This is a genomic window from Blastococcus sp. KM273128 (assembly GCF_021698975.1).
Classification (GTDB): domain Bacteria; phylum Actinomycetota; class Actinomycetes; order Mycobacteriales; family Geodermatophilaceae; genus Blastococcus.
In genome coordinates, this window is record NZ_SSXA01000001.1 from 51,247 (window position 1) to 75,805 (window position 24,559).

The following is a 24,559-nucleotide window of genomic DNA, read 5'->3' on the forward strand; positions in this document are numbered from 1 at the left end:
CGGGGGAGGGGGCGCCGTCGCGTGCGCCTACAGCCGCCCGGCGCGGGCCACCGGCGCCAGCCGGAGCGCCAGCAGGGCGGCGAGCGCGGCGGCCGCGGTCAGGGGCAGGGTCGCCGTCGTCGCCCGGGCGGCCACGGCGATCGCGAACGGCGCGGCGAAGCCGAGGTAGGCGAAGGACAGGAACAGCGAGGTGAGCGCGCCGAGGCGTCCCGGGGCGGCGAGCCGCGCCGTCAGCGTCAGGCCCGCGGCCAGGCACAGGCCACCTCCGGCGCCGAGCAGCGGGGCGGCGAGGACGAGCCAGGGGAGCGCCCCGGTGGCGGCGAAGGCGGCGGCGCACCCGAAGCCCAGCGTCCCGACCCCGGTGCCGACGACCGCGGTCCACGGGCCCAGGCGGCGCTGCAGCCCGGCGACGACGGTGCCCGCGCCGAGCGTCACCCCGGCCAGCACGCCGGTGACCGCGACCCCGGCCGAGGGCAGCTCGACCAGCAGCGGGACGGCGTTGATGACCGTCGACGGGAAGGCGTAGACGCAGACCGCCACCGGGGCCAGCACGCTGAGCACCAGCCGCCCGTCGCCGCGGCGGACCAGGGGCGCGGCCGGCGGCGTGCTCGTGCCGCCGTCGCGCCGGACGGGGAGGAGGTCGACCGTCTCGGGCAGCCGCACCGCGACGGCCAGGCCTCCCGCGACGAGCACGGTGTGCACCAGGTAGGGGAGCACGGTCGGTGCCGGCGCGTACTGGCCGAGCAGCCCGCTGGTCAGCGGCCCGAGGGAGAACCCGGCGGTCATGGCGACGGCGGCGCGCCGCCCACCGGCCCCCTCGCCGGAGGCCTTCGACAGCTCGCCGACCCACGCGCTGCCGACGCTGAAGACGATGCCGCTGACGACGCCCTGCGCGAAGCGGGCGGCGAAGAGCAGGAGCAGCGAGCCGCCGGCCGCGGCGAAGGCGAGCGAGGCCAGGCCGGAGAGCACGATGCCCGGGATCGCGACCCGCCGGCGGCCCAGCCGGTCCGACAGCGGGCCGGCGAGCAGGAGCGCCGGCACCAGCCCGGCCGCGTAGCAGCCGAACAGCGCCGTCAGCACCTCGGCGGAGAGGTCGAGCCGCTCCTGGTAGACCAGCAGCAGCGGGGTCGGGACGTTGGTGCCCGCCGCGACGGCGAACAGCGCGAACACGGCGCGCTTCCAGGTCACCGGCGCACCCTACGGTGCCGCGCCCGGCCACTCGGGGTCGTGGCGCCCCCGGGGCGCCGGGCTCGGACCTCCCCGTGGGGGTGCGCCGGGGCAGCGGCCGGGTGTGCGCCGGTGCCCCTGCGCGGAACTCTGCCTCTGGGTGCACCACGACAGCAGAGGCAGAGGCCTGCAGTGGGGCGGTGCCGCGGAGCGGGTCGCACGGCCCGGGAACGACGAAGCGGCGACGTCCGTGGACGTCGCCGCTGATCAGGAACCTGCGTGGTGCGCCATCAGGGACTCGAACCCCGAACCCGCTGATTAAGAGTCAGCTGCTCTGCCAATTGAGCTAATGGCGCGGTGCGCCCGGCGGCCGGGCACGAAAGAGGACGATACCAGCGTCCGGCCCGCAGCCCGAGCCGGGGCCGGGTGCTCTTCACCACGTCCCAGGGGCCTCCGCCCGCGTGCCGTGCCGCGGATCCCACCCCCGCTGTCGTCCCGGCGTGGACACTGGGCGGAGTGCCCCCGTCCGGTTCCGGGCGGGAGCAGGGGGAGAGGAGCAGGACGAGGTGCGTCGCACAGGCATGGTGCTCGCCGCCGGGGCGCTGGCCCTGCTGGCCGGCTGCAGCGGGTCGGAGGCCGGGGGAGCATACGAGCCCACCGCCGCGGCCGAGCCGGCGACGGTCGAGCTGGCGGTCGCCGACGGAGCGGTGGACGTCTCGCCCGTGGTCCCGCTGGAGGTCTCGGTCACCGGCGGCGAGCTGGACGAGGTCACCGTCACCGACGCGGCCGGGGCACCCGTGCCGGGCGCCGTGGAGGACGACGCGGACGGCGACGGCACGGTGCTCTGGACGCCGGAGACCCCGCTGGCCTACGGCACCGGCTACACCCTCACCGCGACCGCCTCCGGCGATGCGGCGGAGCCGGCCACGGCGACGTCGTCGTTCACGACGGTGGACCCGGTCTCGGTGGTGACCCCCGGCATCGGCCCGCTCGACGGCCAGACCGTGGGCGTCGGGATGCCCGTCCGCGTCTACTTCTCCGAGCCGGTGGTCGACAAGGCCGCCGTCGAGAGCAAGCTCGTCGTCACCAGCTCGACCCCCACCGACGGCGTGTGGAGCTGGTTCAGCGACACCGAGGTGCACTTCCGCCCGTCGACGTACTGGCCCGCGCACACCGACGTCACCGTGGACGCGAACCTCTACGGCGTCGACTTCGGCGACGGCGTGTGGGGCGAGAAGGACCGCTCGATCTCCTTCTCCGTCGGCGAGCGGCACGTGTCGGTCGCCGACGCCGCGACGCACACCATGCGCGTCTACGACGGCGACGAGCTGGTGCAGACCTTCCCGATGAGCGCCGGTGGCCCCGAGTTCCCGAGCCGCAACGGCCCGCACGTGGTCACCGAGCTCAACCGCGACCGGGTCATGGACTCCAGCACCTACGGCACCCCGGTCGACAGCCCGAACGGCTACCGGACGCCGGTCGAGTACGCGGTCCGGCTCAACGACAACGGCGAGTTCGTGCACGCCGCACCGTGGTCGGTCGCCCAGCAGGGGAACGAGAACGTCTCGCACGGCTGCATCAACCTCTCGACCGAGCGCGCGGCCTGGTTCTTCCAGTTCTCGCAGCCGGGCGACGTCGTGGAGATCGAGAACTCGATCGGCCCGACGCTGTCGGCCGCCGACGGCGCGATCTACGACTGGGCGGTCCCGTGGGAGGAGTGGGTCGCCGGCAGCGCCCTGGCGTAGGTCCGGCGTTTCCGCGGCACCCCCCGGGGGCACCACGTCCGCGCATCCGAGGAGGGGATCGCCGTGGAGCCGTGGTTGATCGTCGTGCTGGTCGTGGTCGCGCTGGTGCTGCTGGCGTTGGTGGCGTTCGCGCTCACCAGGCGCTCGCGGACCTCGGGGGCCCGCAAGCGGGCCCAGCAGCGGGAGGAGGCCCGCGACCACCTGCGCGAGGCCGAGATCCGCGGCGCCCGCGCCGAGAAGGAGCAGGCGCTCGCCGAGGAGCAGGCGGCCCGCGCCCGTCGCGAGCTCGCCGAGGTGCAGGAGCGCGCCGCGCTCGCCGAGCAGGAGGCCCGTCAGCGCGCCGCCCGCGCAGACGAGGACCGCACCGCCGCCGAGCAGCTGCGCGCGGAGGCCCAGCGCCTCGCCCCCGACGTCGCCTCCGACGGCCGCCAGCCGCACCCCGAGGGTGGCGCCACGCGCATCTGAGGCGCGACCGCTCAGATCCCGCCTCCGCGGCGGTCCTACCCCCGAGGACCGCCGAACGGAGGGGTGCCATGACCGATCTGCTGGCCATCGGGACGCGCAAGGGGCTGTGGCTGGCCCGCAGCGACGACGACCGCCGCACCTGGACGCTGGACGGGCCGCACCTGCTGGCCCAGGAGGTGGCGGCGGTCTCCGTCGACACCCGCCGCGCGGTGCCCCGGGTGCTGGCCGGGGTGCAGTACGGGCACTGGGGGCCGTCGGTCACCTGGTCGGACGACCTGGGCGGCAGCTGGCAGGAGACCGACCACGGCGCCATCCGCTTCCCGGAGGACACCGGCGCCGCGCTCGGCCGCGTGTGGCAGCTGCGCCCGGACACCGCCGACCGGCCCGACCTGGTGTGGGCCGGCTGCGAGCCGCAGTCGCTGTGGCGCAGCACCGACGGCGGCTGCAGCTTCACGCTGGTGCGCGGGCTGTGGGACCATCCGCACCGGCCCACCTGGGAGCCCGGGGCCGGCGGCGGTGCGGTGCACACCGTCCTGCCCGACCCGGCCACCGACCGGGTCACCGTCGCGATGAGCACCGGCGGGGTCTACGCCAGCGACGACGGCGCCACCGGGTGGGCGCCGCGCAACAAGGGCATCAGCGCCGTCTTCCTGCCCGAGCCGCCGGAGTACGGGCAGTGCGTGCACAAGGTCGCGGTCGACGCCGGGGATCCCGCGCGCATGTACGCGCAGAACCACTTCGGCGTCTTCCGCACCGACGACGGCGGCGGGTCGTGGGTCTCGATCGCCGACGGGTTGCCCGCCGACTTCGGCTTCCCGATCGCCGCCTCGCCGACCGCGCCGGGCACCGCCTGGGTGGTCCCGCTGGTCGCCGACGTCCAGCGCGTGCCCCCGGACGGCCGGCTCCGCGTGCACCGCACCCGCGACGCCGGCGGCAGCTGGACCGAGGTCGGCGCCGGGCTCCCCGACGGCGCGTGGACCGCGGTCCTGCGCGACGCCTTCTGCACCGACGACCACGAGCGCACCGGCCTGTACCTCGGCACCCGCGACGGCTGCGTCTACGCGAGCGCCGACGAGGGGGAGACCTTCACCCTGGTGGCCGAGCACCTGCCCGACGTGCTCGTGGTGCGGGCGGCCCGGCTGCCGTGACCGGCGACGGCGTGCACGTGGAGGTGGTGCTGCCGGGGTCGCTGGCCGACCTCGCGGGCGGGACGCGGCACCTGCAGGTCGACCCGGAGGGCGCCACGCTGGCCGCGGTGCTCGACGCGGTGGCGGCGCAGCACCCGGTGCTCGGCCGGCGGATCCGGGACGAGGCGGGCGCGGTGCGGCGGTTCGTCAACGTCTACGTCGACGGCGAGGACGTGCGCTGGCAGGGCGGCCTGGCGACGGCGGTCCGCGACGGGGCCGTGGTGCAGGTGCTCCCCTCGGTCGCCGGTGGGTAGCAGCTCGCGGAGGTCAGAGGGCGGCGAGGGTGGCGCAGTTCGGGCAGAGCTGGGTCTCGTCGTAACCCTCCGGCGGCCAGGGCAGCTGCTCGTCGACCGCGACGAACGCCCCGCAGAGCGCCTTGCGGCTCTGCCCGTTCACCCGGCCGATCGTCGCGTGGGCCGGGCCGATCTGCCGGGGCGTGAGGCCCTCGGCCCCGAAGGAGCCGACCATGACGACCGCGTGTGCCGTGCCGTACGCGTAGACGCTGGTCATGCGCCCCAGGGTCCGAGCCCGCCGCCGGTTGCGCCACCACCACCGGGCACGTGTCGGCCGCACCCGTCACAACGGTCCCACCCGTTCCGGTATCGCCGGCCGCAGCGCCCCCGGGCGCGCCCGTGCCCCCGGTCCGGGGGGACCGGGGGCACGCGCGGCAGCCTGCTCAGGAGGTGGCGTAGATCCTCTCGACCTCCGTCGCGAACTCCTTCATGACCACCGAGCGCTTGAGCTTCAGCGACGGGGTGAGCTGACCGCCCTCGACCGTCCACTCGACCGGCAGCACGGCGAAGGACCTGATCGACTCCGCCTTCGACACCTGCCTGTTCGCCGCGTCGACGGCCGCCTGGATCTCGGCGAGCACCTCCGGGTCGTCCACCAGCTCGGCCAGCGGCGTGCCGACGGGGCGGCCCTTCGCCTCCAGCCACCCCGGCAGCGCCTCGGCGTCCAGGGTGATCAGCGCGCCGATGAACGGCCGGTTGTCGCCGACGACGATGCACTGGCTGACCAGCGGGTGGGCCCGGATCCTGTCCTCCAGGACCGCCGGCGAGACGTTCTTCCCGGCGGAGGTGACGATCAGCTCCTTGATCCGGCCGGTGATGGTCACGTAGCCCTCGGGATCGAGCACCCCGATGTCGCCGGTGCGGAACCAGCCGTCGTGCATGCACTCCGCCGTCGCCCCGGGGTTGTGCCAGTAGCCGCGGAACACCTGCGGCCCGCGCACGAGGATCTCGCCGGAGTCGTCGATCCGCACCGCCGAGCCGGGGGCGGGGCGGCCCACGGTGCCCACCTTCATGGCGTCCGGGCCGCTGACGGTGCTCGGCCCGGCGGTCTCGGTGAGCCCGTAGCCCTCGAGGATGGTGACGCCGATGCCGCGGAAGAAGTGGCCGAGCCGCTCGCCCAGCGGGGCGCCCCCGGAGAGCGCGTACTCGACCTGGCCGCCCATCGCCGCCCGCAGCTTCCCGTAGACCAGCCGGTCGAACAGCGCGTGCTGCAGCGTCACCCCGAGCGACGGGCCGCCGGTGTCCTGCCCCTTGGACCAGGCGACGGCGACCCGCTCGGCACGGTCGAAGATCGCGCCCTTGCCGCCGGCGTGCGCCTTCTGCCGGGCGCCGTTGTAGACCTTCTCGAAGACCCGCGGGACGGCAACGAGGAAGGTCGGCCGGAAGGTGCCCAGGTCGGCCAGCAGCGAGGTCAGGTCGGCGGTGTGGCCGAGCCGGGCGCCGTTCTGGATGCAGCCGACCTCGATGATCCTCGCGAAGACGTGCGCCAGCGGCAGGAACAGCAGCGAGCTGGCGCCGTCGGCCACCATCGCCGGGATCACCCGGGGGGCGAGCTCGGCGACGTAGAGCAGGTTGCCGTGGGTGAGCTCGCAGCCCTTGGGGCGCCCGGTCGTGCCCGACGTGTAGATGATCGTGGCGAGGCTGTCGGTGGAGAGCGTCGCGCGCCGTTCGGCCAGGACCTCCTCCGGTACCTCGCCGGCCCGACCCGCCACGGCGTCGAGGTCGCCGGCGGCGATGGTCCAGACCTCGCGCAGGTCGGGCAGGTCGGCGCGCACCGACTCCACCAGCGCCCGGTGGGCAGCGGTCTCGACGACGACGGCGACCGCGCCGGAGTCCGAGAGGATCCACTGGGCCTGCTCGGCGGACGAGGTCTCGTAGATGGGGACGCCGACCGCGCCGGCGGTCCAGACGGCGTAGTCGGCCAGCGTCCACTCGTAGCTGGTGCGGCCGAGGATGCCGACCCGGTCGCCCGGCCCCACCCCGGCCGCGACCATGCCGCGGGCCAGTGCGGCGACCTGCTCGGCGAACTCGCGGCTGGTGACCGGCACCCAGCTGCCGTCGACGTTGCGGCTCAGCGCGACCCGGTCGGGGTGCTCGCGCGCGTGGGTGGTGACCGCATCGGGCAGCGCGGCGGTCGACGGGATCTCGAAGGCGGTGGGGCTGGAGTACTCCTGCACGGGTGGGCTCCTCGGGTGACGACACGACGGTGTGACGTGGCTCGCGAAGATACAGAACGAGCGGTCTGTATGTTCGGGTTCCCGGCGCGGTGGCTGCCGGGGGACCAGCGCTTTCCCGGAGGTCGGTGTGCAGTCAGCGCTCTACGAGGCCGAGCACGAGTCGTTCCGCGCGATGCTGCGGGACTTCCTGGCCAAGGAGGTCACGCCGCACCACGACGAGTGGGAGGCCGCCGGCGTCGTCGACCGCTCGGTCTGGCTCAAGGCCGGCGAGCACGGCCTGCTGGGCATGGACGTGCCCGAGGAGTACGGCGGCGGCGGGGTCAAGGACTTCCGGTACAACGCGATCCTGTCGGCCGAGGTCAGCCGGGTCGGGGCGAGCGGCCTGGGCTTCACGCTGCAGAACGACGTCGTCGCCCCGTACCTGATCGCCCTCACCACCGCCGAGCAGAAGCAGCGCTGGCTGCCCGGGCTGGTCAGCGGCGAGATCATCACCGCGATCGCCATGACGGAGCCGGGCGCGGGCTCGGACCTGCAGGGCCTGCGGACGACGGCCCGCCGCGACGGTGACGAGTGGGTGCTCAACGGGTCGAAGACGTTCATCACCAACGGCATCAACGCCGACCTGGTCATCGTCGTCGCCCGCACCGACCCCGAGGCCGGCGCCCGCGGGTTCTCGCTGCTGGTCGTCGAGCGGGGCATGCCGGGCTTCGAGCGCGGCCGCAACCTGGACAAGATCGGGCTCAAGGCGCAGGACACCGCCGAGCTCTTCTTCGAGGACGTGCGCGTCCCCGCGGCCAACCTGCTGGGCACCGAGGGACACGGCTTCTTCCACCTCATGGAGAACCTGCCGCAGGAGCGGCTCTCCATCGCGGCGGGCGCCGTCGCCTCGGCCCGCATCGTGCTCGACCTGACCGTCGGGTACTGCAAGGAGCGCACCGCGTTCGGCAAGCCGATCGGGACGTTCCAGAACACCCGGTTCGAGCTCGCCGAGATGCACACCGAGGTGTCGATCGCCGAGACCTACCTGGAGAAGGCGATCCTCGAGCACAACGCCGGCCGGTTCACCGCCGAGGACGCGGCGATGGCCAAGTGGTGGACGACGGAGCTGCAGAAGCGCGTCGTCGACCGGTGCCTGCAGTTGCACGGTGGCTACGGCTACATGCTCGAGTACCCGGTCGCGAAGGCATTCCTCGACTCGCGCATCCAGACGATCTACGGCGGGACGACCGAGATCATGAAGGAGATCGTCGGCCGCTCCCTCGGCGTCTGACCCTCCCGGCGAAATGTGCACATTCCGCCCCTCACCCCTCACCACGAGAGGACCCGCATGAGCACCGAGGCGTTCATCTACGACGCCGTGCGCACCCCGCGCGGCAAGGGCAAGAAGACCGGGGGGCTGCACTCGGTCAAGCCGATCAGCCTGACCACCGGCCTGATCGACGAGGTCCGCCGGCGCAACCCCGGCCTGGACCCGGGGCTGGTCGACGACATCGTGCTCGGCGTCGTCTCGCCGGTCGGTGAGCAGGGCGCGGTGATCGCCCGGACGGCGGCGCTGGCCGCGGGCCTGCCCGAGACGGTGGCCGGCGTGCAGATCAACCGGTTCTGCGCCAGCGGCCTGGAGGCGGTCAACCTGGCCGCGCAGAAGGTGCGCTCCGGCTTCGAGGACCTCGTGCTCGCCGGCGGAGTGGAGTCGATGTCGCGGGTGCCGATGGGCTCCGACGGCGGTGCCTGGCCGATGGACCCCGAGACCGCCGCCCGCACCGGCTTCGTCCCGCAGGGCATCGGCGCCGACCTGATCGCCACCCTGGCCGGCTGGAGCCGGGAGGACGTCGACGCCTACGCCGCCGAGTCGCACGCCCGCGCCGCCAAGGCCTGGTCCAACGGGTACTTCGAGCGCTCCGTCGTCCCGGTGACCGACAGGAACGGCACCGTCGTCCTCGACACCGACGAACTGGTCCGGCCCGGCACGACCGTCGAGTCGCTGGCCGGGTTGCCCTCGGCGTTCGCCGGCATCGGCGACATGGGCGGCTTCGACGCGGTGGCGCTGCAGCAGTACCACTGGGTCGAGCGCATCGACCACGTGCACACCGCGGGCAACTCCAGCGGCATCGTCGACGGCGCCGCGCTGGTCGTCGTCGGCACCGAGGAGGCGGGCAGCCGCAACGGGCTCACCCCGCGGGCGCGGATCGTCAGCACCGCCGTCTCCGGCTCCGACCCGGTGATCATGCTGACCGGCCCGGCGCCGGCCACCCGCAAGGCCCTGGCGAAGGCCGGGCTCACCGTCGACGACATCGACCTGGTCGAGATGAACGAGGCGTTCGCCGCCGTCGTCCTGCGCTTCATGGCCGACACCGGCTTCGACCACGAGCAGGTCAACGTCAACGGCGGGGCCATCTCGATGGGCCACCCGCTGGGCGCGACCGGCGCGATGATCCTGGGCTCGCTCGTCGACGAGCTCGAGCGGCGCGACCTGCGCCGCGGCCTGGCCACCCTGTGCGTCGGCGGCGGGATGGGCATCGCCACCGTCGTCGAGCGAGTCTGAGGAGTCCGACGTGTCTGACAGCACCATCCGCTGGGAGCAGGACGCCGACGGCGTCGTCGTCCTCACCCTCGACGACCCGGCGTCGTCGGCGAACACCATGAACGACGCGTACGTGCGGTCGATGGGCGAGACGGTCGACCGGCTCGAGCGCGAGCGGGAGACGATCCGCGGCGTCGTCCTGACCAGCGCGAAGAACACCTTCTTCGCCGGCGGCAACCTGGGCAGCCTGATCCGGGCCACGCCGGAGACGCGCGACCAGGTCCTCGCCCAGGTGACGCTGGTGAAGAGCCAGCTGCGCCGGCTGGAGACCCTGGGCCTGCCGGTCGCCGCCGCCATCAACGGCGCGGCCCTGGGCGGCGGCCTGGAGATCGCGCTGGCGACCCACCACCGCGTCGTCCTCGACGACCCGAAGGTCAAGCTGGGCTTCCCCGAGGTGACCCTCGGCCTGCTGCCCGGCGGTGGCGGGATCGTCCGCTCCGTGCGGCTGCTCGGACTGACGACGGCGCTGCTCGAGCTGCTGCTGCAGGGTCAGCAGGTCCGCCCCGAGAAGGCGATGAAGCTCGGGCTGGTGCACGAGCTGGCGAGCGCTGACGAGCTGGTCGGCAAGGCGAAGCAGTGGGTGCTGGCGAACCCCGAAGCCGCCCAGCCGTGGGACACCAAGGGCTACAAGGTGCCCGGCGGCACCCCGTCGTCGCCGTCGCTGGCGTCGAGCCTGCCGGCGTTCCCGGCGAACCTGACCAAGCAGCTCAAGGGCGCGCCCTACCCGGCGCCGTACGCGATCCTCTCCGCCGCGGTGGAGAGCCTGCAGGTGGACGTCGACACCGCGTTCACCGTCGAGGGCCGCTACTTCGTCGACCTGGTCGTCGGGCAGGTCTCGACCAACATGATCCAGGCGCTGTGGTTCGACCTGAACCGGATCAACGGCGGCGGGTCGCGGCCGGCGGTCGAGGAGCGGCACGCGGCCCGCAAGGTCGGCGTCCTCGGCGCCGGGATGATGGGCGCCGGCATCGCGCACGCGTTCGCGAAGGCCGGCGTCGACGTGGTGCTCAAGGACGTCAGCGTGGAAGCGGCCGAGAAGGGCAGGGCGCACGTCACGAAGCTGGTGGACAAGCAGGTCTCCCGCGGCCGGATGTCGGAGGAGGCGGCGCAGGCCTTCCTCGCGCGCATCACGCCCACGGGCGAGGCCGCGGACCTGGCCGGCTGCGACGTCGTCGTCGAGGCCGTGTTCGAGGACACCGCGCTCAAGCACCGGGTGCTGTCGGAGGCGGAGTCGCACGCGGTCGGCGGCGCGCTGCTGGCGTCCAACACCTCCACGCTGCCGATCACCGGCCTCGCCGAGGGGGTGCAGCGGCCGGCCGACGTCGTGGGCATGCACTTCTTCTCGCCGGTGGACAAGATGCCGCTGGTCGAGCTGATCGTGGGGGAGCGGACCTCCGACGAGGCGCTGGCCCGCGCCTACGACGTCGTCCGGCAGATCGGCAAGACGCCGATCGTCGTCCAGGACAGCCGCGGCTTCTTCACCAGCCGGGTGTTCGGCACGCTGGTGATGGAGGGCGCCGCGCTGCTGGCCGAGGGGCTGGCGCCGATGAGCGTGGAGCGGGCCGCGCTGCAGGCCGGCTTCCCGGCCGGGCCGCTCACGCTGCTGGACGAGGTTACGCTCACTCTCCCGCTGAAGATCCGGGACGAGGCGGCCAAGGCCGGCGCCACGGACGACCACCCGGGCGTGGCCGTGCTGCGGGCGCTGGTCGAGCAGGGGCGCACCGGCAAGTCCGCCGGGAAGGGCTTCTTCGACTGGGAGCCGGAGAAGCGGGTGTGGCCGGGGCTGACCGAGCTGTTCCCGTCGTCCGACGCCGTGCCCTTCCGGGACGCGCAGGAGCGGCTGCTGTTCGCGATGGCCGTCGAGACGGCGCGCTGCCTGGAGGAGCAGGTGCTGCGCACCGTCGAGGACGCGAACATCGGCTCGATCATGGGCATCGGTTTCCCGCCCCTCTACGGCGGCGTCCTGCAGTACGTCGACCAGTACGCCGGCGGGGTGGCGGGCTTCGTCGCCCGGGCCGACGAGCTGGCCGACCGCTACGGCGAGCGGTTCCGCCCGCCGGCGATCCTGCTGGAGCGGGCCGTGCCGGCCGGCAGCCTGCGCGCTGCCGTGACGGCCTGAGCGCCCCGACGGCGCGCCGGACGCAGGCCGAGCGGCGCGCCAGCACCCGCGAGGCGCTGGTGCGCGCCACCGTGGGGTCGCTGGTCGAGCTCGGCTACGCGCGCACCACGACCCAGGAGGTGCAGCGCCGGGCGGGCGTGTCCCGCGGCGCGCTGACCCACCAGTTCACGACGAAGGCGGACCTGGTGTTGGCCGCCGTCGACCACCTCTACGAGGAGTTCAGCGCCAGCGTGCGCCAGGCGGCGGCCGACCTCCCGGCGGAGCCGGCCACCCGCGTCCGGCTCGGCGTCGAGCTGATCTGGGCACGCTTCCACGGTGAGCTGTTCGTCGCGGCCATGGAGCTGTGGGGCGCGGCCCGGACCGATCCGGAGCTGCGGGCCGCGCTGCTGCCGCACGAGCGCCGCCTCGGCGCGCAGCTGCGCACCCTGGCGATGGAGGTGTTCGGCGAGCAGGTGGCGCGGCACCCGCAGGCCGAGGCGGTGTACCAGGTGCTGCTCACCTCGATGCGGGGCCAGGCGCTCACGTACGCGCTGCAGCCCGACGCCCCGCGCACCGGCCCGCACGTCGAGCACTGGCAGTCGATCGTGGAGGCCTTCACCGCCCGCGGGAGCCGCCTGGGAAGCTGAGCGCTCCGGGTGCGGCAGGAGGGTGCGGATCGATGGCCACGACGGCCCTGCTGGTGCTGGACCTCGTCGGGACCTTCGCCTTCGCGCTGAACGGTGCGCTGACCGCGCTGCGCACCACCCGGCTGGACATCGTCGGCGTGGTCACCCTCGGCATGATCACCGCGCTCGGGGGCGGCACCATCCGGGACGTCTTCCTGGACGCCCTGCCCCCGGCGACCTTCGTCGACTGGCGCTACCTGGCCGTGGCCGCCGCCGGTGGGCTCATCGCCTTCTTCGCCGGCCCCCACCTGGAGCGGCTGAACGGGGCGATCAACGTCCTCGACGCCGCGGGCCTGAGCCTCTTCGCCGTCACCGGCGCCCTCAAGGCGCTCGACCTGGGGTTCGGCCCCGCGCAGGCGGTCATCGTCGGCACGATCACCGGCGTCGGTGGCGGCACGCTGCGGGACGTGCTCATCCGGCAGGTGCCCTCGGTGCTCACGAGCGGGCTCTACGCCGTGCCGGCGCTCATCGGGGCGACGGCGGTGGTGGTGGCAGACCTGCTCGGCACCCGCGGACCGGCCGCCTCGATCGGCGCCGCTGCGCTGTGCTTCACCATCCGCATGGTCGGGGTCCACTTCGACGTGCACGCGCCGTTCCCGCCGGTGCGGCACCGACGGGAGCGGGAGTGAGGGGCCGGCCGATCGGCGACCGGCCGCACCGGGCCACCCCTGCTGGTGGAACGAGACTGGAGCGGCTACACGTTGTGCTCAACATTGTCGTCCACATGCCGATGAGGGGGGCGTGACTTCCACCCCCGCAGTGCCGACGTCGCCACCGCGCACCGGCTTCCTGGCCTCCGTCCCGCGCGGCGCGCGCCTGGACGAGGCGAGCTTCCGCTCCCGCCACCGGATCATCGCCGGCATCCTCGCCGTCCACCCGCCCGTGCTGCTGGCGATCGGCTACTGGCAGCACCACGCCCATGGTCCGTGGCTGTGGGTGGAGCTCGGCGCCATCGTGGCGATGTGCGTCCTCGGCCAGGCGCTGCGCAGCCAGGTGGGCCGGGCCGGCGCGGTGGGGGTCGGCCTGATGCTCTCCGCCGGCACGCTCGTCCACGTGACCGGCGGGCTCACCGACGCGCACATCTGGTTCTACGCCCTCCTCGCGCTGGTCGCGCTGTACCAGTCGTGGGCGCCGTTCCTGCTCGCCGTGGCGTTCGTCGCCGTCCACCACGGGACGATGAGCCTGGTCATGCCCGAGATGGTGTACTCGACGCCGCAGGCCCTGGAGCACCCGCTGCTCTTCGCCCTCCTGCACGCGGTGTTCCTGCTCGCCGAGGCGACCTTCCTCGCCTACGGCTGGAAGTTCACCGAGGACGCCGACCGTGCCCGCCGGGCCGAGGCGCGCCGGGCCGAGGGCCAGGCCGCGGCGCAGGCCCAGGCGCAGACCGAGCTCGCCGCCGAACGGGCCCGCGCCGCCGAGGAGGCCGCCACGGCGCTGGCCGAGCGGGAGCGACGCGCAGCGACCCTGGAGCAGCAGCTCGCCGACCTGGTCAGCGCGGGGCAGCGGCTGGACGAGAACGTGGGCACCGCGACCGATGTGATGGCGGCGCTGCGCTCGGCCATCGCCGACATCGCGGCAGCGGCCAGCCACGCGACCACCACGGCCACCCAGGCCAGCGACGGCTCGCGGGAGAGCGCCGAGACCGTGGCGCGCCTGGCCACGACGATGGCCCAGATCGACCAGATCGCCGGCAGCATCTCCGCCATCGCCGACCAGACCAACCTGCTGGCGCTCAACGCCACCATCGAGTCGGCGCGCGCGGGGGAGGCCGGCAAGGGCTTCGCCGTCGTCGCCGGTGAGGTCAAGGACCTGGCGGCGGAGACCGCGCAGGCCACCGAGCGGATCCGGGGCGTCGTCGAGTCCGTCCGCGGTGACGTGGAGGCCGCCGGCGCCGCGCTCGGTTCCGTCCAGCAGGTGATCCAGGGGGTCGTGGAGGCGCAGACCACGATCGCCGCCGCCGTCGAGGAGCAGAACGCCGCGACCGCGCAGGCGCAGGACGCCGTCGCCGGCGCCTCCCGGGAGGCGACGCGGGTCGCCGAGGACCTGCGGCGGATCGTCAGCAGCATGTGAGCCCGACGGCGAGCGACGTCGAGCCGCCCCACCGACCGACAGGCCGCACCGCAGCGCGGCGCAACGGTCGGTGGAGCGGCTCGACCCGTCCCGCTCAGCTCCGGTCGGCCACCGGCAGGATCTCCCCGTTCTCGACCCGGTCGCGGTAGCCGTTGATCTCCCGCTTCACCACCCGGGCCAGGATGTAGAGCCCGATGATGTTCGGCAGCGACATCAGGAAGATCATGCTGTCGGAGAAGCCGATCACCGCGTCCAGCGTCGACGACGCCCCGATGACGACGAAGAGGCAGAAGACCAGCTTCCACGTCCGGTCGACCAGCATCGACTCGCCGAACAGGTAGGTCGCGGCCTTCAGGCCGTAGTAGCTCCAGGCCAGCATCGTCGAGTAGGCGAACAGGACGACGGCGATCGCCAGCACCACCGGGAACCAGGAGACGACCGTCTCGAACGCCGCCGACGTCGTCTGCACGCCCGCGTCGCTCGCATCGTCGAGGTAGGTGCCGGTGATGACGATGGCCAGCGCGGTCATCGTGCAGATGACGACGGTGTCGATGAACGGCTCGAGGACGGCGACGTGGCCCTCGGTGGCCGGGTGCTCCGTCTTCACGGCCGAGTGCGCGATCGCCGCCGAGCCGAGGCCGGCCTCGTTGCTGAACGCGGCCCGGCGGAAGCCCTGGATCAGGACACCGACGAGGCCGCCGTAGCCGGCCTCCGGGCTGAATGCCTCGGTGACGATGCTGGCGAACGCCTCGGGGATCTGCCCGGCGTTCGAGAACAGCACGGTGAGGCAGGCGACCACGTAGAAGACCGCCATGAACGGCACCAGCTTGTCGGTGACCCGGGCGATGCTGCGGATCCCGCCGATGATCACCGCGCCGACGAGCACGGCGAGCACCAGGCCGAACACCGCCCCCGCGGCACCGCCGCCCAGGGGACCGTCGGCGCCGCCGGTGACCGACTGCGCCTGGCTGAACGCCTGGTTGGCCTGGAACATGTTGCCGCCGCCGACCGCGCCGCCGAGGGTGAAGATGCAGAACAGGACGGCGAGCACCTTGCCGAAGGTCCCCAGCCGCGGGCTCTTCTCCTTCAGTCCCTTCGTCAGGTAGTACATCGGACCGCCCGAGACCCGGCCGTCGGGGTAGACGTTGCGGTACTTCACCCCGAGCGTGCACTCGACGCCCTTGGTGCACATGCCGAGGAGGCCGGCGACGATCATCCAGAAGGTGGCGCCCGGCCCGCCGAGGGTGATGGCCACCCCGACACCCGCGATGTTGCCCAGGCCGACGGTGCCCGAGACCGCCGTCGCCAAGGCCTGGAAGTGGGTCACCTCGCCGGCGTCCCGCGGGTCGTCGTACCGGCCGCGGATGAGCTGGATCGCGTGCCGGAAGGCGCGGAACTGGAAGCCGCGCAGGTAGATCGTGAAGAAGAGGCCGGCGATCACCAGCCAGACCACGATGATCGGCAGCTCCACGCCCTCGTCGATGAAGTCCAGCGGCACGGCGAAGAACACGACGGTGGTGATGACGTCGGAGATCGGCGCGAAGAAGCCGTCGACCCGCTCGTCGAAGGTGGCCGCCAGCAGGGAGTCGGACGGCGAGGTCATCACGGCACCACCAGGACGGGGATCGGGGACAGCTGGATGAGGCTGCTCGGTGTCGAGCCGAAGAGGAGGGTGCGCACCCGGCTCTGCCCGGTGCGGCCGACGGTGATCCAGGCGGCGTCGTGCTCGCGGGCCAGCCGCACCAGCGTCTCGGCGGGGTGCCCGTGCCGGACGACCCCCTCGATCGCGAGGTCGCCGGCCTGGGAGAGCCGGGTGACGACCGGGTCCAGGACGCGTTCGCGGGCTGCGGTGGCCTCCTGCTCCTTCTCCACCGGGCGGCGTTCGTTCTCCTCGGCGGTGGTGAACGAGTAGGGCGACCAGGGGACGACGCAGGCGACGACGAGCCGCAGGTGGTGACGGCGGGCGGCATCGGCCGCCGCGTCCGCGGCGCGCCCGCTCGACTCGCTGCCGTCCAGGCCTACCAGGATGGAATCGGGCACGGGCCCACCTCCGGCGGAGACGATGATCGGGGAACCTAGCGGTGATCGCGCCGGCCGGCAGGTCGAGCGCGCGACCCGTCCCGGTCAGGAGGCCGGCGCCCCGGGATGGGCGTGCGCGCGCCCGGCGCCGTCGACACGGTCGGTCGGGGGGTCGGCCGGCTCGTCGACCGACGTGCCGTCGTCGTCCGGTGGCTCCGCCGCCTGCCGGCCGACCTGCCGCCGCCAGCCCTGCACGGCGGCGGCGAGCACACCGGCGACCGGCACCGCGACGAAGAGGCCCAGCAGGCCGAAGGCCGAGGCGGCGCCCGTGGTGAGCAGCAGCACGACGAGCGGGTGGAAGCTGATCGCCCGCGACAGCAGCAGCGGCGCGAGCACGTTGCCCTCGATCTGCTGCACGAGGAGGACGATGCCCAGCGCCCACAGCGCCGTGCTCCAGCCGTTGGTCACGCCGGCCACCGCCACCGCCACCGCGCCCGCGATCGTCGCCCCCACCAGCGGCACGTAGCCGAGCAGGAAGGTGAGCGCGCCGATGGGGAGGGCGAGCGGGACGTCGAGCAGCCACAGCCCGAACCCGATGAGCAGGCCGTCGACCAGCCCTGTCGCCGTCGAGGCGTAGAACCACGCCCCGGCCGTGCGCAGACCGGCGCGGAAGGCGGCGTCGGTGGGGGACCGGTGCTCCACGGGCAACGCACGGACGAACTGCCGCCACAGCCGGTCGCCGCTGGTGAGCGCGAAGAGGGTGAAGAACAGCGCGATGAGGAGAACCGTGGTGATGTTCCCGACGGCGTTCAGCCCCTGCGCGGCCGCGCCACCGAGCCCGGAAGCCGCCGATCCCACGGAGGACTCCAGCTGCTGGAGCACCTGTTCGAGCCCCGCGTTGTTCAGATCCTCGGTCCGCGCCTGCACCCACGCGGTCGTGGAGTTGACGGCGTCGACGCTGGCGGCGACCAGCCCGGGCCATGCCTCGATCAGCTGCAGGACCAGGAAGGTCAGCACGCTCACGAAGAAGGCGAGGTAGCCGATCACGCACAGGATCGCCGCGAGCACTGCCGGGACGCCGTGCCGCCGCAGCCAGCTGGCGATCGGCCACAGCATCGCGACCTGGGCGATGCCGAGCATCACCGCGGCGGCGACAAACTGCACCTGGAGCACCAGCCAGATGAGCCCGAGCGCGGCCAGGCCGATCACGAGGGCCCGGCCCGCGATCGTGGCCTCGCGCTGGAGGAAGCCGGTGCGGCCGGCCGTCGGCGGCGGCGTGGCGGGGTGCGCACCAGCGGCGGCGCCGGGGGCGCGGCGCCGCGCCACGGCCGGGTCCCCGAGGGGGGACGGCGCCGGTCCGGTCATGCCGCCACCTCCCTCCGCCACCCGCACGCCGCCCATCCTCGCCCCTCGGCGGGCCCGGCGCGTCGTCGCCCCGCATGGTGCCGCGACCGACCGGGTAGGCGAACCCCTCCACGAAAACGTCGGATGTGCGTGCGGGGCGGCCCGCACGCCGAGCGGGAGGAGGCCCCGTGCTCGGGTTGATCGGACTGCTGCTGGTCGTGTGGCTGGTGCTCGCCGTCGTGGGAGCGGTCGTCGAGGGGCTGTTCTGGCTCCTCATCATCGGTGTGGTGCTCTTCCTGGCCACCGCCGCCTGGGGGTGGACCAAGCGCAACACCAGGGTGTGACCACCGTGGCGGCCGGCCAGGGGCCGGCCGCCACGGCGGGCCTGCTCAGCCCCGGGCATCCAGCTGGCCGGCGAGGCCGTCGGCGAATCCCTCGGCGACGGCGAGCTGCTCGCGCAGCGCGGTGACCCGGGCGGTGGCCGCCTCGTGGAACATGCGTAGCCGGTCGAGCAGCTGCGCCCGGTCGCCGGTGCCGGCGTCGAGGTCGGCGAGCAGGCCCAGCAGCTCGCGCATCTCCTCGAGCGCGAAGCCCAGCGGTTTCATCCGCTTGATCACCTCGAGGCGGGCGACGTCGTCGTCGCTGTAGAGCCGGAAGCCGCCGTCGGTGCGCGAGGTGGGGACGACGAGACCCTCCTCCTCGTACCAGCGGATGGTGCGCAGGCTGAGCCCGGTGCGCTCGGCGACCTGGCCGATCTGCAGCAGCCCGGTGCGCGTCACCTGCATCAGTGTGCCCCGGTGAGCTGGTCGGTGTGCCGCTGGTAGCGCAGCGCCGAGTGCCCGTTGAGGCCGACGATCTCCACCTTCTTGCCGCGAGTCCCGTACTTGTGCGCCACCGCGTCGAGCGCGGCCACGGTCGAGGCGTCCCAGACGTGGGCGTTCGACAGGTCGATGACCACGTTGTCCGGGTCGCCGTTGTAGTCGAACTGGGACACGAGGTCGTTGCTGGAGGCGAAGAACAGGGCGCCGTGCACCGAGTAGACCCGCGTGCCGCCGTCGGGATCGGTGACGCTGGTGACCTCGACCAGGTGCGCCACCCGGCGGGCGAAGAGCACGCAGGCGGTGAGCACGCCGACGCCGACGCCGATGGCGAGGTTGTGCGTGATCAGCGTGCCGGCGACGGTCACCAGCATCACGGTGGTCTCGCTGCGCGGCATGCGGTGGATCGTGCGCAGGCTGTGCCAGTCGAAGGTGGCGATGGACACGAAGACCATCACCGCGACCAGTGCGGCCATCGGGATGATCGCGACGACGTCACCGAGGGCGACGACCAGGATCAGCAGGAAGACGCCGGAGAGGAAGGTCGACAGCCGGGTGCGGGCGCCGGACTTCACGTTGATCATCGTCTGGCCGATCATGGCGCAGCCGCCCATGCCGCCGAAGAGGCCGGAGGCGACGTTGGCGACGCCCTGGCCCCAGCTCTCGCGGGTCTTGTCGGAGGGGGTGTCGGTGAGGTCGTCGACGAGCTTGGCCGTCATCAGCGACTCCATCAGCCCGACGAGGGCCACGCCGAGGGCGAACGGCGCGATGATCGTCAGCGTCTCCCAGGTGAAGGGGACGGCCGGGATGCCGAGGAACGGCAGGCTGTCGGGAAGCTCGCCCTGGTCGCCCACGTCGGGGAGCGCCCAGCCGGCGGCGACGGTCAGGCCGGTGAGCACCACGATGGAGACCAGCGGCGAGGGGACGGCGGTGGTCAGCCGCGGCAGCAGGAAGATCATCGCCAGCCCCGCGGCGACCAGCGGGTAGACCAGCCACGGCACGTCGACCAGGTGCGGCAGCTGGGCGGCGAAGATCAGGATCGCCAGGGCGTTGACGAAGCCGACCATGACGCTGCGCGGGATGAACCGCATCAGCCGGGCGACGCCGGCCGCGGCGAGCAGCACCTGGAAGACCCCGCCCAGCACGACGGCGGCGAACAGGTACTCGACGCCGTGCTCGAGGGCCAGCGGGGCGACGACGAGGGCGATCGCGCCGGTGGCGGCGGTGATCATCGCGGGGCGGCCACCGGTGAAGGCGATGACCACGGCCATCACGAAGGAGGAGAACAGCCCCACCCGCGGGTCGACCCCGGCGAGGATGGAGAAGCTGATCGCCTCCGGGATGAGCGCCAGCGCGACGACGAGGCCGGCGAGGACCTCGGTGCGGGCGGTCCCGGGGGAGAGCCACGCGGGCCGGCGGGAGCGGGGCGCAAGAGGGGCAGCAGCTGAGGACATGGATCCGTCTCGTTCGGGTGCGCCGTCGCGGGCGCGGGCGGGCAGCACCGGGTCGGTGCCGGGGGAGCGGGTGCGTCGGTGCACCGCGGCTGTCGCGCGCCGGCCGGCCTGGCGCCGGTCGGTGCCGGTGCGCCGGCGGCAGCGTCGCGGTGTCAGGAGCATTCTGCCGCCAACTCGTCCCTGACGTGAGGGTTGACCGGCGAGTCGTCGGTCACGCCCGGTCGGGACGCTCGCTCCCCGTACCGTGTCCGGGTGCGGATCGTCTCGCTGCTGCCGTCGGCGACGGAGATCGTCTACGCCCTCGGCCTGGCGGAGTCGCTGGTCGGGGTCACCTTCGAGTGCGACGAACCGCCGTCGGCGCGGACGGACAAGGTGGTCGTCGTCGGCGGGCTGGACACCGCCGGCCTGAGCCCGGGCGAGATCGACGCGGCCGTCCGCCGTCGCGTGGCGGCGGGGGAGGACCTCTACACCTTGCACGCCGGTGCGCTCGCCGACCTCGCGCCCGATGTCGTCCTGACCCAGGACCTGTGCCGCGTCTGCGCGCTCCCGGCGGGGCACGTCGGCGACGCCCTGGCCCACCTGGGGTGCCGGGCCGAGGTCGTGACGCTCGACCCGCACACGCTGGAGGAGGTGCTCGCGACGATCACCGTCGTCGGCGACCGCACCGGCGCCGCGGGGCGCGCGGAGGAGGTGGTGACCGGGCTCCGCGCCCGGCTCGCGGCGGTGGCCGCCCGCGTGGCCGGGCGGCCGCGGCCCCGGGTGGCCGTGGTGGAGTGGGTCGACCCGCCCTTCCCCGCCGGTCACTGGGTGCCCGACCTGGTGACCGCCGCGGGCGGTGAGCCGGTGGCGTGCCGGCCCGGGCAGCGGTCGGTGCCGGTGGACTGGAGGACCTTCGCCGCGGCCGACCCCGACGTGGTCGTGGTCGCGCCGTGCGGCTTCGGCCTCGCCGGCGCGGTGGAGCAGGCGGCCGCCGTCGCCGCCGCGCTGCCGGGTCGGCCGGTGTGGGCCGTCGACGGCGACGCGGTCGTGGTGCGCCCGGGGCCGCGGCTGGTCGACGGCGTCGAGACGCTGGCGGCGCTGCTGCACCCGGAGCCGGGGGGCGCCCCGCCCCGGTGGGCCGCCCGCGTCGTGTGACGCCCGCCGCCCTCGACGCCGCGCGGGGCGGAGATCAGCCTCCCCTCACCGAGGAGAGGGACGGCCGGGCTGGCTCCACCGCCGCGACCCCACCAGCACGAGAAGGCTTGCCTGGAGCCCTGGTCAGCGGCCTGTCCAGCTCGTTCACCAGCGCATCCCGGCGTTCCCGGCCGCTCCGCGGGGGAGGGCCCGGGCGTTCTGTGGGCGCGGTGACCGCCGCCACTTCCCGCCGGCGCCGGGAACCGCAGGCGTCGCGCGGGCGACTACCGGACCACCGCACGGGTCCGGCAGCGTGCCGCGCCGGCGGTCGACGAAGGAGCCTGCCGTGCCCATCCGCCCCCTCCGCGCGCTCGCCGCGTCCTCCCTGGCCGCCGTGGTGCTCCTCGCCGCCGGCGCCGGAGCGGCTTCGGCGCACGTCCGGGTCTCCTCCAGCGACGCCGCTCCGGGGGGCTTCGGCGAGCTGACCTTCCGGGTGCCGAACGAGAGCGACACCGCCTCGACCGTCTCGCTGCGGGTCCAGATCCCCGCCGAGACCCCGCTCGCCTCGGTCAGCGTGAAGCCGGTGCCCGGCTGGACCGCGACCACCACCACCGGGCCGGTCGACCCGCCGGTCGAGGTGCACGGCAGCGAGGTCACCGAGGCGGTCAGCGAGATCACCTGGACCGCCGACCCTGGTGCCGGTATCGCCCCCGGCCAGTACCAGACCTTCTCGATCAGCGCCGGCCCCATCCCCGAGGTGGAGGAGCTGGTCCTGCCGGCGATCCAGACCTACGACGACGGCACGGAGCAGGCCTGGATCGAGCCGACCGTCGAGGGGCAGGACGAGCCGCAGAGCCCCGCACCCGTGCTCTCGCTGACCGGGCAGAGCGATGCCGCGCACGGGAGCGGCACGGACGGCGCCCCGGAGGCCGACGGCGCCACCACGGCGACTGCCTCGGACGCCACGGCCGCCGACGGGGCGGCCGACGCCTCCGGGCTGGCCGTCGCCGCGCTCGTCGTCGGCGGCCTCGGCCTGGTCGCGGGTGCCGCCGCCCTCGCGCTGGCGCTCACTGCGCGGCGGCGCAGCAGCTGAGCGCGCGGCGGAACCGGTCCAGCGGGCCTGCGCCAGGGCGGATGCTGGTCCCATGGACGTCGACGTGGCCGTCGAGGCGCTCATCCCGTACCCGCTGGAGGTGGTGGCGTCCTACGCCGGGGATCCGGGCAACGCGCCGGAGTGGTACGCCAACATCGTCTCGGTGCGGTGGCGCACGCCGCCGCCGGTCGCCGTCGGTTCCCGGGTCGAGTTCGAGGCGCGCTTCCTGGGACGGCGCCTGCGCTACACCTACGAGGTGGTCGAGCTCCAGCCCGGCGCGCGGCTCGTGATGCGCACCGCGGACGGGCCCTTCCCGATGGAGACCACCTACACGTGGGAGCCGGCCCCGGGCGGGACCCGGATGGGGCTCCGCAACCGCGGCGCGCCGAGCGGGTTCGGCAAGGTCGCGGCGCCGTTGATGGCGAGAGCCATGACGAGCGCGATGACCAAGGACCTGGCTCGTCTCACCGAGCGGCTCAGGGAACGCTGAGCGGGCCGCGCGGGGCGCTCCCGCGCCCGGACGCTCCGCCGGGACGACCGCCGCTGGAACAGCCGCAGCCGTCCGGCCGGCCGCATGTTGCACCTGACCTGCGGCAGGGCACCTGAGACGCACGGCCGGCGCACGGGAGCTCACGTCCACCGGCCCAGGCCGGGCGGTCGAGACCGAGGCTGCCCGGCCGCCTCGACCGCCCCTGGGCGGACGGCCGGTGGCGGGATCGGCGGTGGTCTCGCCGGAGGTGGACGACCCGATCACCAGCGGGTGCGGCTGCGGGGTCATCGGTTCCTCGGGTCGTCGTGCTCAGGCCGCCTGGAAGGACCGCCGGGAGAAGCCGACGGAGTAGCCGTCCAGCGTCGTGACCACGGGTGCCGTGGGGTCGGTGGCGGCGCCGAGAGTGACGAAGAGCGGGGTGAAGTGCTCCACCGTGGGGTGGGCGTAGGGCATGCCGGGGGCGGCGGTGCGGAACCGCGCCAGCTCGTCGACGGCGCCGCGGGCCAGCGCGTCGGCGGCCCAGGCATCGAAGTCGGCGGACCAGCCGGGCACCGCGTTCTCGGTGAACATCTCCCGGGTGAGGAACGGCAGGCCGTGCGTCATGTGCCCGGAGCCCACGACCAGGACGCCCTGCTCGCGCAACGGGCGCAGCCGCGCGCCGAGTGCCAGCAGCCGGTCGGGGTCGTCGGTGGGCAGGCTCAGCTGCAGCACCGGTATGTCGGCTGCCGGGTACATGATCTTCAGCGGCACCCACGCACCGTGGTCCAGGCCACGGCGGGCGTGCTGGTGCACCTCCTGGGTGTCGGGCAGCAGTGTGGCGACCTGGCGGGGGAGGTCACCGGCGTCAGGGGTGTCGTAGCGGAACGTGTAGTACAGCGGGTCGAAGCCGCCGAAGTCGTAGACCAGCTCGTCCGGCCGGCTGGCGCTGATCGACAGCGGCGCCGATTCCCAGTGCGCGGACACGACGAGGATCGCCCGGGGCCTGGGCAGGTCGCGGGCCCACTCGTGCAGCGGTCGGAGCCACTGGTCGTCCTCGAACGGCAGCGGGCCGCCGCCGTGGGACAGGTAGAGGCTGGGCATCGGCCCGTCCGCCGGCGTCCACGGCCGGTGCGCGGCGGCGGCCTCGGCGACGGCGGCACGGCGCAGGTGCGCGGCGAACGGATGGGCGGCCGGGATGCGGGCGTCGGCGGCCGCGGTGGGGGTGGTCATGCGGACTCCTCGGTGGAGATGGGGGCCGGGGCACCGCTGGGGTGCCGGACGTCGGGCGTGTGGTCCAACCGGCGGTGCCGCGGGCGCGGCGCCGGGTCAGGCCGCAGCGGGCTGGGCGGCGCGGGAGCGGCCGGTGAGCAGGTGGTCGGCGCTGAATCGCCCCGCGCCGACAGCGGCGAGCACCAGTGAAGCTGCCCCGAGAGCGAGGACGAGCTCGTAGCCGCCCTGCTCGACGAAGAGCCCGGCACCGGCGTGGACGAACACGAACGCGCCGACCATGTCGACCAGCAGCAGCAGCCCCGCGACGGGGACGGCCAGCCCGACGACCAGGGCAGCGCCACCGAGGAGTTCCACGAGGGCGGCGAACCACGCGGCGGCCGAGGCGGCGGGCACGCCGACGGAGTCGAAGAAGGCGGCGGTGCCGTCGATGCCGGACGTGCCCAGCTTCTGCCAGCCGTGGGCGACGAACACGAGGCCGACGGCGATGCGGCCGAGGAGGAGGGAGAGGTCGCGGGCGGGAGCGGGGAGGGTCATGACGGATCCTGTCGGT

General features: G+C 74.1%; 24 protein-coding genes and 1 tRNA gene. 14 read left to right on the plus strand and 11 right to left on the minus strand.

All coding sequences use genetic code 11. The features are described from left to right. Nucleotides 1–27: 27 nt before the first annotated feature. Nucleotides 28–1,188 (minus strand): MFS transporter, encoded by a 1,161-nt coding sequence (locus E9529_RS00305; RefSeq protein ID WP_236829138.1) that lies wholly within the window; start codon nt 1,186–1,188, stop codon nt 28–30. Between the two features lie 259 nt (nt 1,189–1,447). After that, a tRNA-Lys gene (locus E9529_RS00310) sits at nt 1,448–1,523 on the minus strand. 210 nt (nt 1,524–1,733) lie between these two features. Between E9529_RS00310 and E9529_RS00315 the strand changes: the two genes are divergently transcribed. From E9529_RS00315 to E9529_RS00330, 4 genes are all read left to right on the plus strand, one after another. Further along, a complete protein-coding gene (locus E9529_RS00315) occupies nt 1,734–2,912 on the plus strand; it encodes an Ig-like domain-containing protein (RefSeq protein WP_236829139.1) in 1,179 nt (392 codons plus the stop codon). A gap of 63 nt (nt 2,913–2,975) precedes the next feature. After that, complete coding sequence (locus E9529_RS00320) at nt 2,976–3,377, plus strand: hypothetical protein (protein ID WP_236829140.1); 402 nt, start codon at nt 2,976–2,978, stop codon at nt 3,375–3,377. A gap of 68 nt (nt 3,378–3,445) precedes the next feature. Continuing rightward, a complete protein-coding gene (locus E9529_RS00325; RefSeq protein ID WP_236829141.1) occupies nt 3,446–4,525 on the plus strand; it encodes a sialidase family protein in 1,080 nt (359 codons plus the stop codon). Further along, complete coding sequence (locus E9529_RS00330; RefSeq protein ID WP_236829142.1) at nt 4,522–4,818, plus strand: ubiquitin-like small modifier protein 1; 297 nt, start codon at nt 4,522–4,524, stop codon at nt 4,816–4,818. Before E9529_RS00325 ends, E9529_RS00330 begins: the two co-directional genes overlap by 4 nt. A gap of 13 nt (nt 4,819–4,831) precedes the next feature. Here E9529_RS00330 and E9529_RS00335 read toward each other — a convergent pair whose 3' ends face one another. Next, a complete protein-coding gene (locus tag E9529_RS00335; RefSeq protein WP_236829143.1) occupies nt 4,832–5,074 on the minus strand; it encodes a hypothetical protein in 243 nt (80 codons plus the stop codon). 166 nt (nt 5,075–5,240) lie between these two features. Continuing rightward, a complete protein-coding gene (locus E9529_RS00340; RefSeq protein WP_308195235.1) occupies nt 5,241–7,034 on the minus strand; it encodes an AMP-dependent synthetase/ligase in 1,794 nt (597 codons plus the stop codon). Nucleotides 7,035–7,161: 127 nt separating this feature from the next. Between E9529_RS00340 and E9529_RS00345 the strand changes: the two genes are divergently transcribed. The 6 genes from E9529_RS00345 (at nt 7,162) to E9529_RS22325 (ending at nt 14,469) form a co-directional block, all read left to right on the plus strand. Continuing rightward, nucleotides 7,162–8,304, plus strand: coding sequence for an acyl-CoA dehydrogenase family protein (locus tag E9529_RS00345; protein ID WP_308195236.1), 1,143 nt, complete (start codon nt 7,162–7,164; stop codon nt 8,302–8,304). 57 nt (nt 8,305–8,361) lie between these two features. After that, the gene (locus E9529_RS00350) at nt 8,362–9,576 is read left to right on the plus strand and encodes an acetyl-CoA C-acetyltransferase (protein WP_236829144.1); all 1,215 of its coding nucleotides are present in this window, start codon (nt 8,362–8,364) and stop codon (nt 9,574–9,576) included. A gap of 10 nt (nt 9,577–9,586) precedes the next feature. Beyond that, nucleotides 9,587–11,734 (plus strand): 3-hydroxyacyl-CoA dehydrogenase NAD-binding domain-containing protein, encoded by a 2,148-nt coding sequence (locus E9529_RS22510; RefSeq protein WP_236829145.1) that lies wholly within the window; start codon nt 9,587–9,589, stop codon nt 11,732–11,734. Nucleotides 11,735–11,793: 59 nt separating this feature from the next. Then, nucleotides 11,794–12,360, plus strand: a complete 567-nt coding sequence (locus E9529_RS00360; RefSeq protein WP_236829146.1) for a TetR/AcrR family transcriptional regulator — start codon at nt 11,794–11,796, stop codon at nt 12,358–12,360. Nucleotides 12,361–12,392: 32 nt separating this feature from the next. Beyond that, on the plus strand, nt 12,393–13,028 hold the full coding sequence (locus E9529_RS00365) for a trimeric intracellular cation channel family protein (RefSeq protein ID WP_236829147.1): 636 nt from the start codon (nt 12,393–12,395) through the stop codon (nt 13,026–13,028). Between the two features lie 112 nt (nt 13,029–13,140). Continuing rightward, on the plus strand, nt 13,141–14,469 hold the full coding sequence (locus E9529_RS22325) for a methyl-accepting chemotaxis protein (RefSeq protein ID WP_308195237.1): 1,329 nt from the start codon (nt 13,141–13,143) through the stop codon (nt 14,467–14,469). Between the two features lie 94 nt (nt 14,470–14,563). On the opposite strand, the gene E9529_RS00375 is transcribed toward E9529_RS22325, so the two are convergent. From E9529_RS00375 to E9529_RS00385, 3 genes are all read right to left on the minus strand, one after another. After that, the gene (locus E9529_RS00375) at nt 14,564–16,072 is read right to left on the minus strand and encodes a sodium:alanine symporter family protein (protein ID WP_236829148.1); all 1,509 of its coding nucleotides are present in this window, start codon (nt 16,070–16,072) and stop codon (nt 14,564–14,566) included. Beyond that, complete coding sequence (locus E9529_RS00380) at nt 16,072–16,509, minus strand: universal stress protein (RefSeq protein WP_236829149.1); 438 nt, start codon at nt 16,507–16,509, stop codon at nt 16,072–16,074. The genes E9529_RS00375 and E9529_RS00380 overlap by 1 nt, the downstream gene beginning before the upstream one ends. Before the next feature lie 84 nt (nt 16,510–16,593). Next, nucleotides 16,594–17,853, minus strand: coding sequence for an AI-2E family transporter (locus E9529_RS00385; RefSeq protein WP_236829150.1), 1,260 nt, complete (start codon nt 17,851–17,853; stop codon nt 16,594–16,596). Between the two features lie 167 nt (nt 17,854–18,020). Here E9529_RS00385 and E9529_RS00390 point away from each other — a divergent pair, with 167 nt between their 5' ends. After that, nucleotides 18,021–18,176 carry a hypothetical protein gene (locus E9529_RS00390; protein ID WP_236829151.1) on the plus strand — a complete coding sequence of 52 codons (156 nt, stop codon included), beginning with the start codon at nt 18,021–18,023 and terminating at the stop codon, nt 18,174–18,176. A 45-nt stretch (nt 18,177–18,221) separates the two neighbouring features. Here the strand turns inward: E9529_RS00390 and E9529_RS00395 are convergent, their stop codons facing one another. Continuing rightward, complete coding sequence (locus E9529_RS00395) at nt 18,222–18,611, minus strand: MerR family transcriptional regulator (protein ID WP_236829152.1); 390 nt, start codon at nt 18,609–18,611, stop codon at nt 18,222–18,224. Between the two features lie 5 nt (nt 18,612–18,616). Continuing rightward, nucleotides 18,617–20,104 (minus strand): SulP family inorganic anion transporter, encoded by a 1,488-nt coding sequence (locus tag E9529_RS00400; protein WP_236829153.1) that lies wholly within the window; start codon nt 20,102–20,104, stop codon nt 18,617–18,619. Nucleotides 20,105–20,356: 252 nt separating this feature from the next. Between E9529_RS00400 and E9529_RS00405 the strand changes: the two genes are divergently transcribed. From E9529_RS00405 to E9529_RS00415, 3 genes are all read left to right on the plus strand, one after another. Beyond that, complete coding sequence (locus E9529_RS00405) at nt 20,357–21,238, plus strand: ABC transporter substrate-binding protein (protein ID WP_236829154.1); 882 nt, start codon at nt 20,357–20,359, stop codon at nt 21,236–21,238. A 325-nt stretch (nt 21,239–21,563) separates the two neighbouring features. Beyond that, entirely contained in the window at nt 21,564–22,310 is a 747-nt protein-coding gene (locus E9529_RS00410; protein WP_236829155.1) for a YcnI family protein, read from the plus strand. A gap of 52 nt (nt 22,311–22,362) precedes the next feature. Then, on the plus strand, nt 22,363–22,800 hold the full coding sequence (locus tag E9529_RS00415) for an SRPBCC family protein (protein ID WP_236829156.1): 438 nt from the start codon (nt 22,363–22,365) through the stop codon (nt 22,798–22,800). A gap of 309 nt (nt 22,801–23,109) precedes the next feature. Here E9529_RS00415 and E9529_RS00420 read toward each other — a convergent pair whose 3' ends face one another. Both E9529_RS00420 and E9529_RS00425 read right to left on the minus strand, forming a co-directional pair. After that, nucleotides 23,110–24,009 (minus strand): dioxygenase, encoded by a 900-nt coding sequence (locus E9529_RS00420; protein ID WP_236829157.1) that lies wholly within the window; start codon nt 24,007–24,009, stop codon nt 23,110–23,112. A 96-nt stretch (nt 24,010–24,105) separates the two neighbouring features. Continuing rightward, entirely contained in the window at nt 24,106–24,543 is a 438-nt protein-coding gene (locus E9529_RS00425) for a DoxX family protein (protein ID WP_236829158.1), read from the minus strand. Between the last annotated feature and the right edge of the window lie 16 nt (nt 24,544–24,559).

Coding starts and splice junctions, on each gene's coding strand:
- E9529_RS00325 (WP_236829141.1), top strand. CDS start 3,446: ATGACCGATCTGCTGGCCATCGGGACGCGCAAGGGGCTGTGGCTGGCC.
- E9529_RS00335 (WP_236829143.1), bottom strand. CDS start 5,074: ATGACCAGCGTCTACGCGTACGGCACGGCACACGCGGTCGTCATGGTC.
- E9529_RS00350 (WP_236829144.1), top strand. CDS start 8,362: ATGAGCACCGAGGCGTTCATCTACGACGCCGTGCGCACCCCGCGCGGC.
- E9529_RS00365 (WP_236829147.1), top strand. CDS start 12,393: ATGGCCACGACGGCCCTGCTGGTGCTGGACCTCGTCGGGACCTTCGCC.
- E9529_RS00375 (WP_236829148.1), bottom strand. CDS start 16,072: ATGACCTCGCCGTCCGACTCCCTGCTGGCGGCCACCTTCGACGAGCGG.
- E9529_RS00385 (WP_236829150.1), bottom strand. CDS start 17,853: ATGACCGGACCGGCGCCGTCCCCCCTCGGGGACCCGGCCGTGGCGCGG.
- E9529_RS00400 (WP_236829153.1), bottom strand. CDS start 20,104: ATGTCCTCAGCTGCTGCCCCTCTTGCGCCCCGCTCCCGCCGGCCCGCG.
- E9529_RS00415 (WP_236829156.1), top strand. CDS start 22,363: ATGGACGTCGACGTGGCCGTCGAGGCGCTCATCCCGTACCCGCTGGAG.
- E9529_RS00420 (WP_236829157.1), bottom strand. CDS start 24,009: ATGACCACCCCCACCGCGGCCGCCGACGCCCGCATCCCGGCCGCCCAT.
- E9529_RS00425 (WP_236829158.1), bottom strand. CDS start 24,543: ATGACCCTCCCCGCTCCCGCCCGCGACCTCTCCCTCCTCCTCGGCCGC.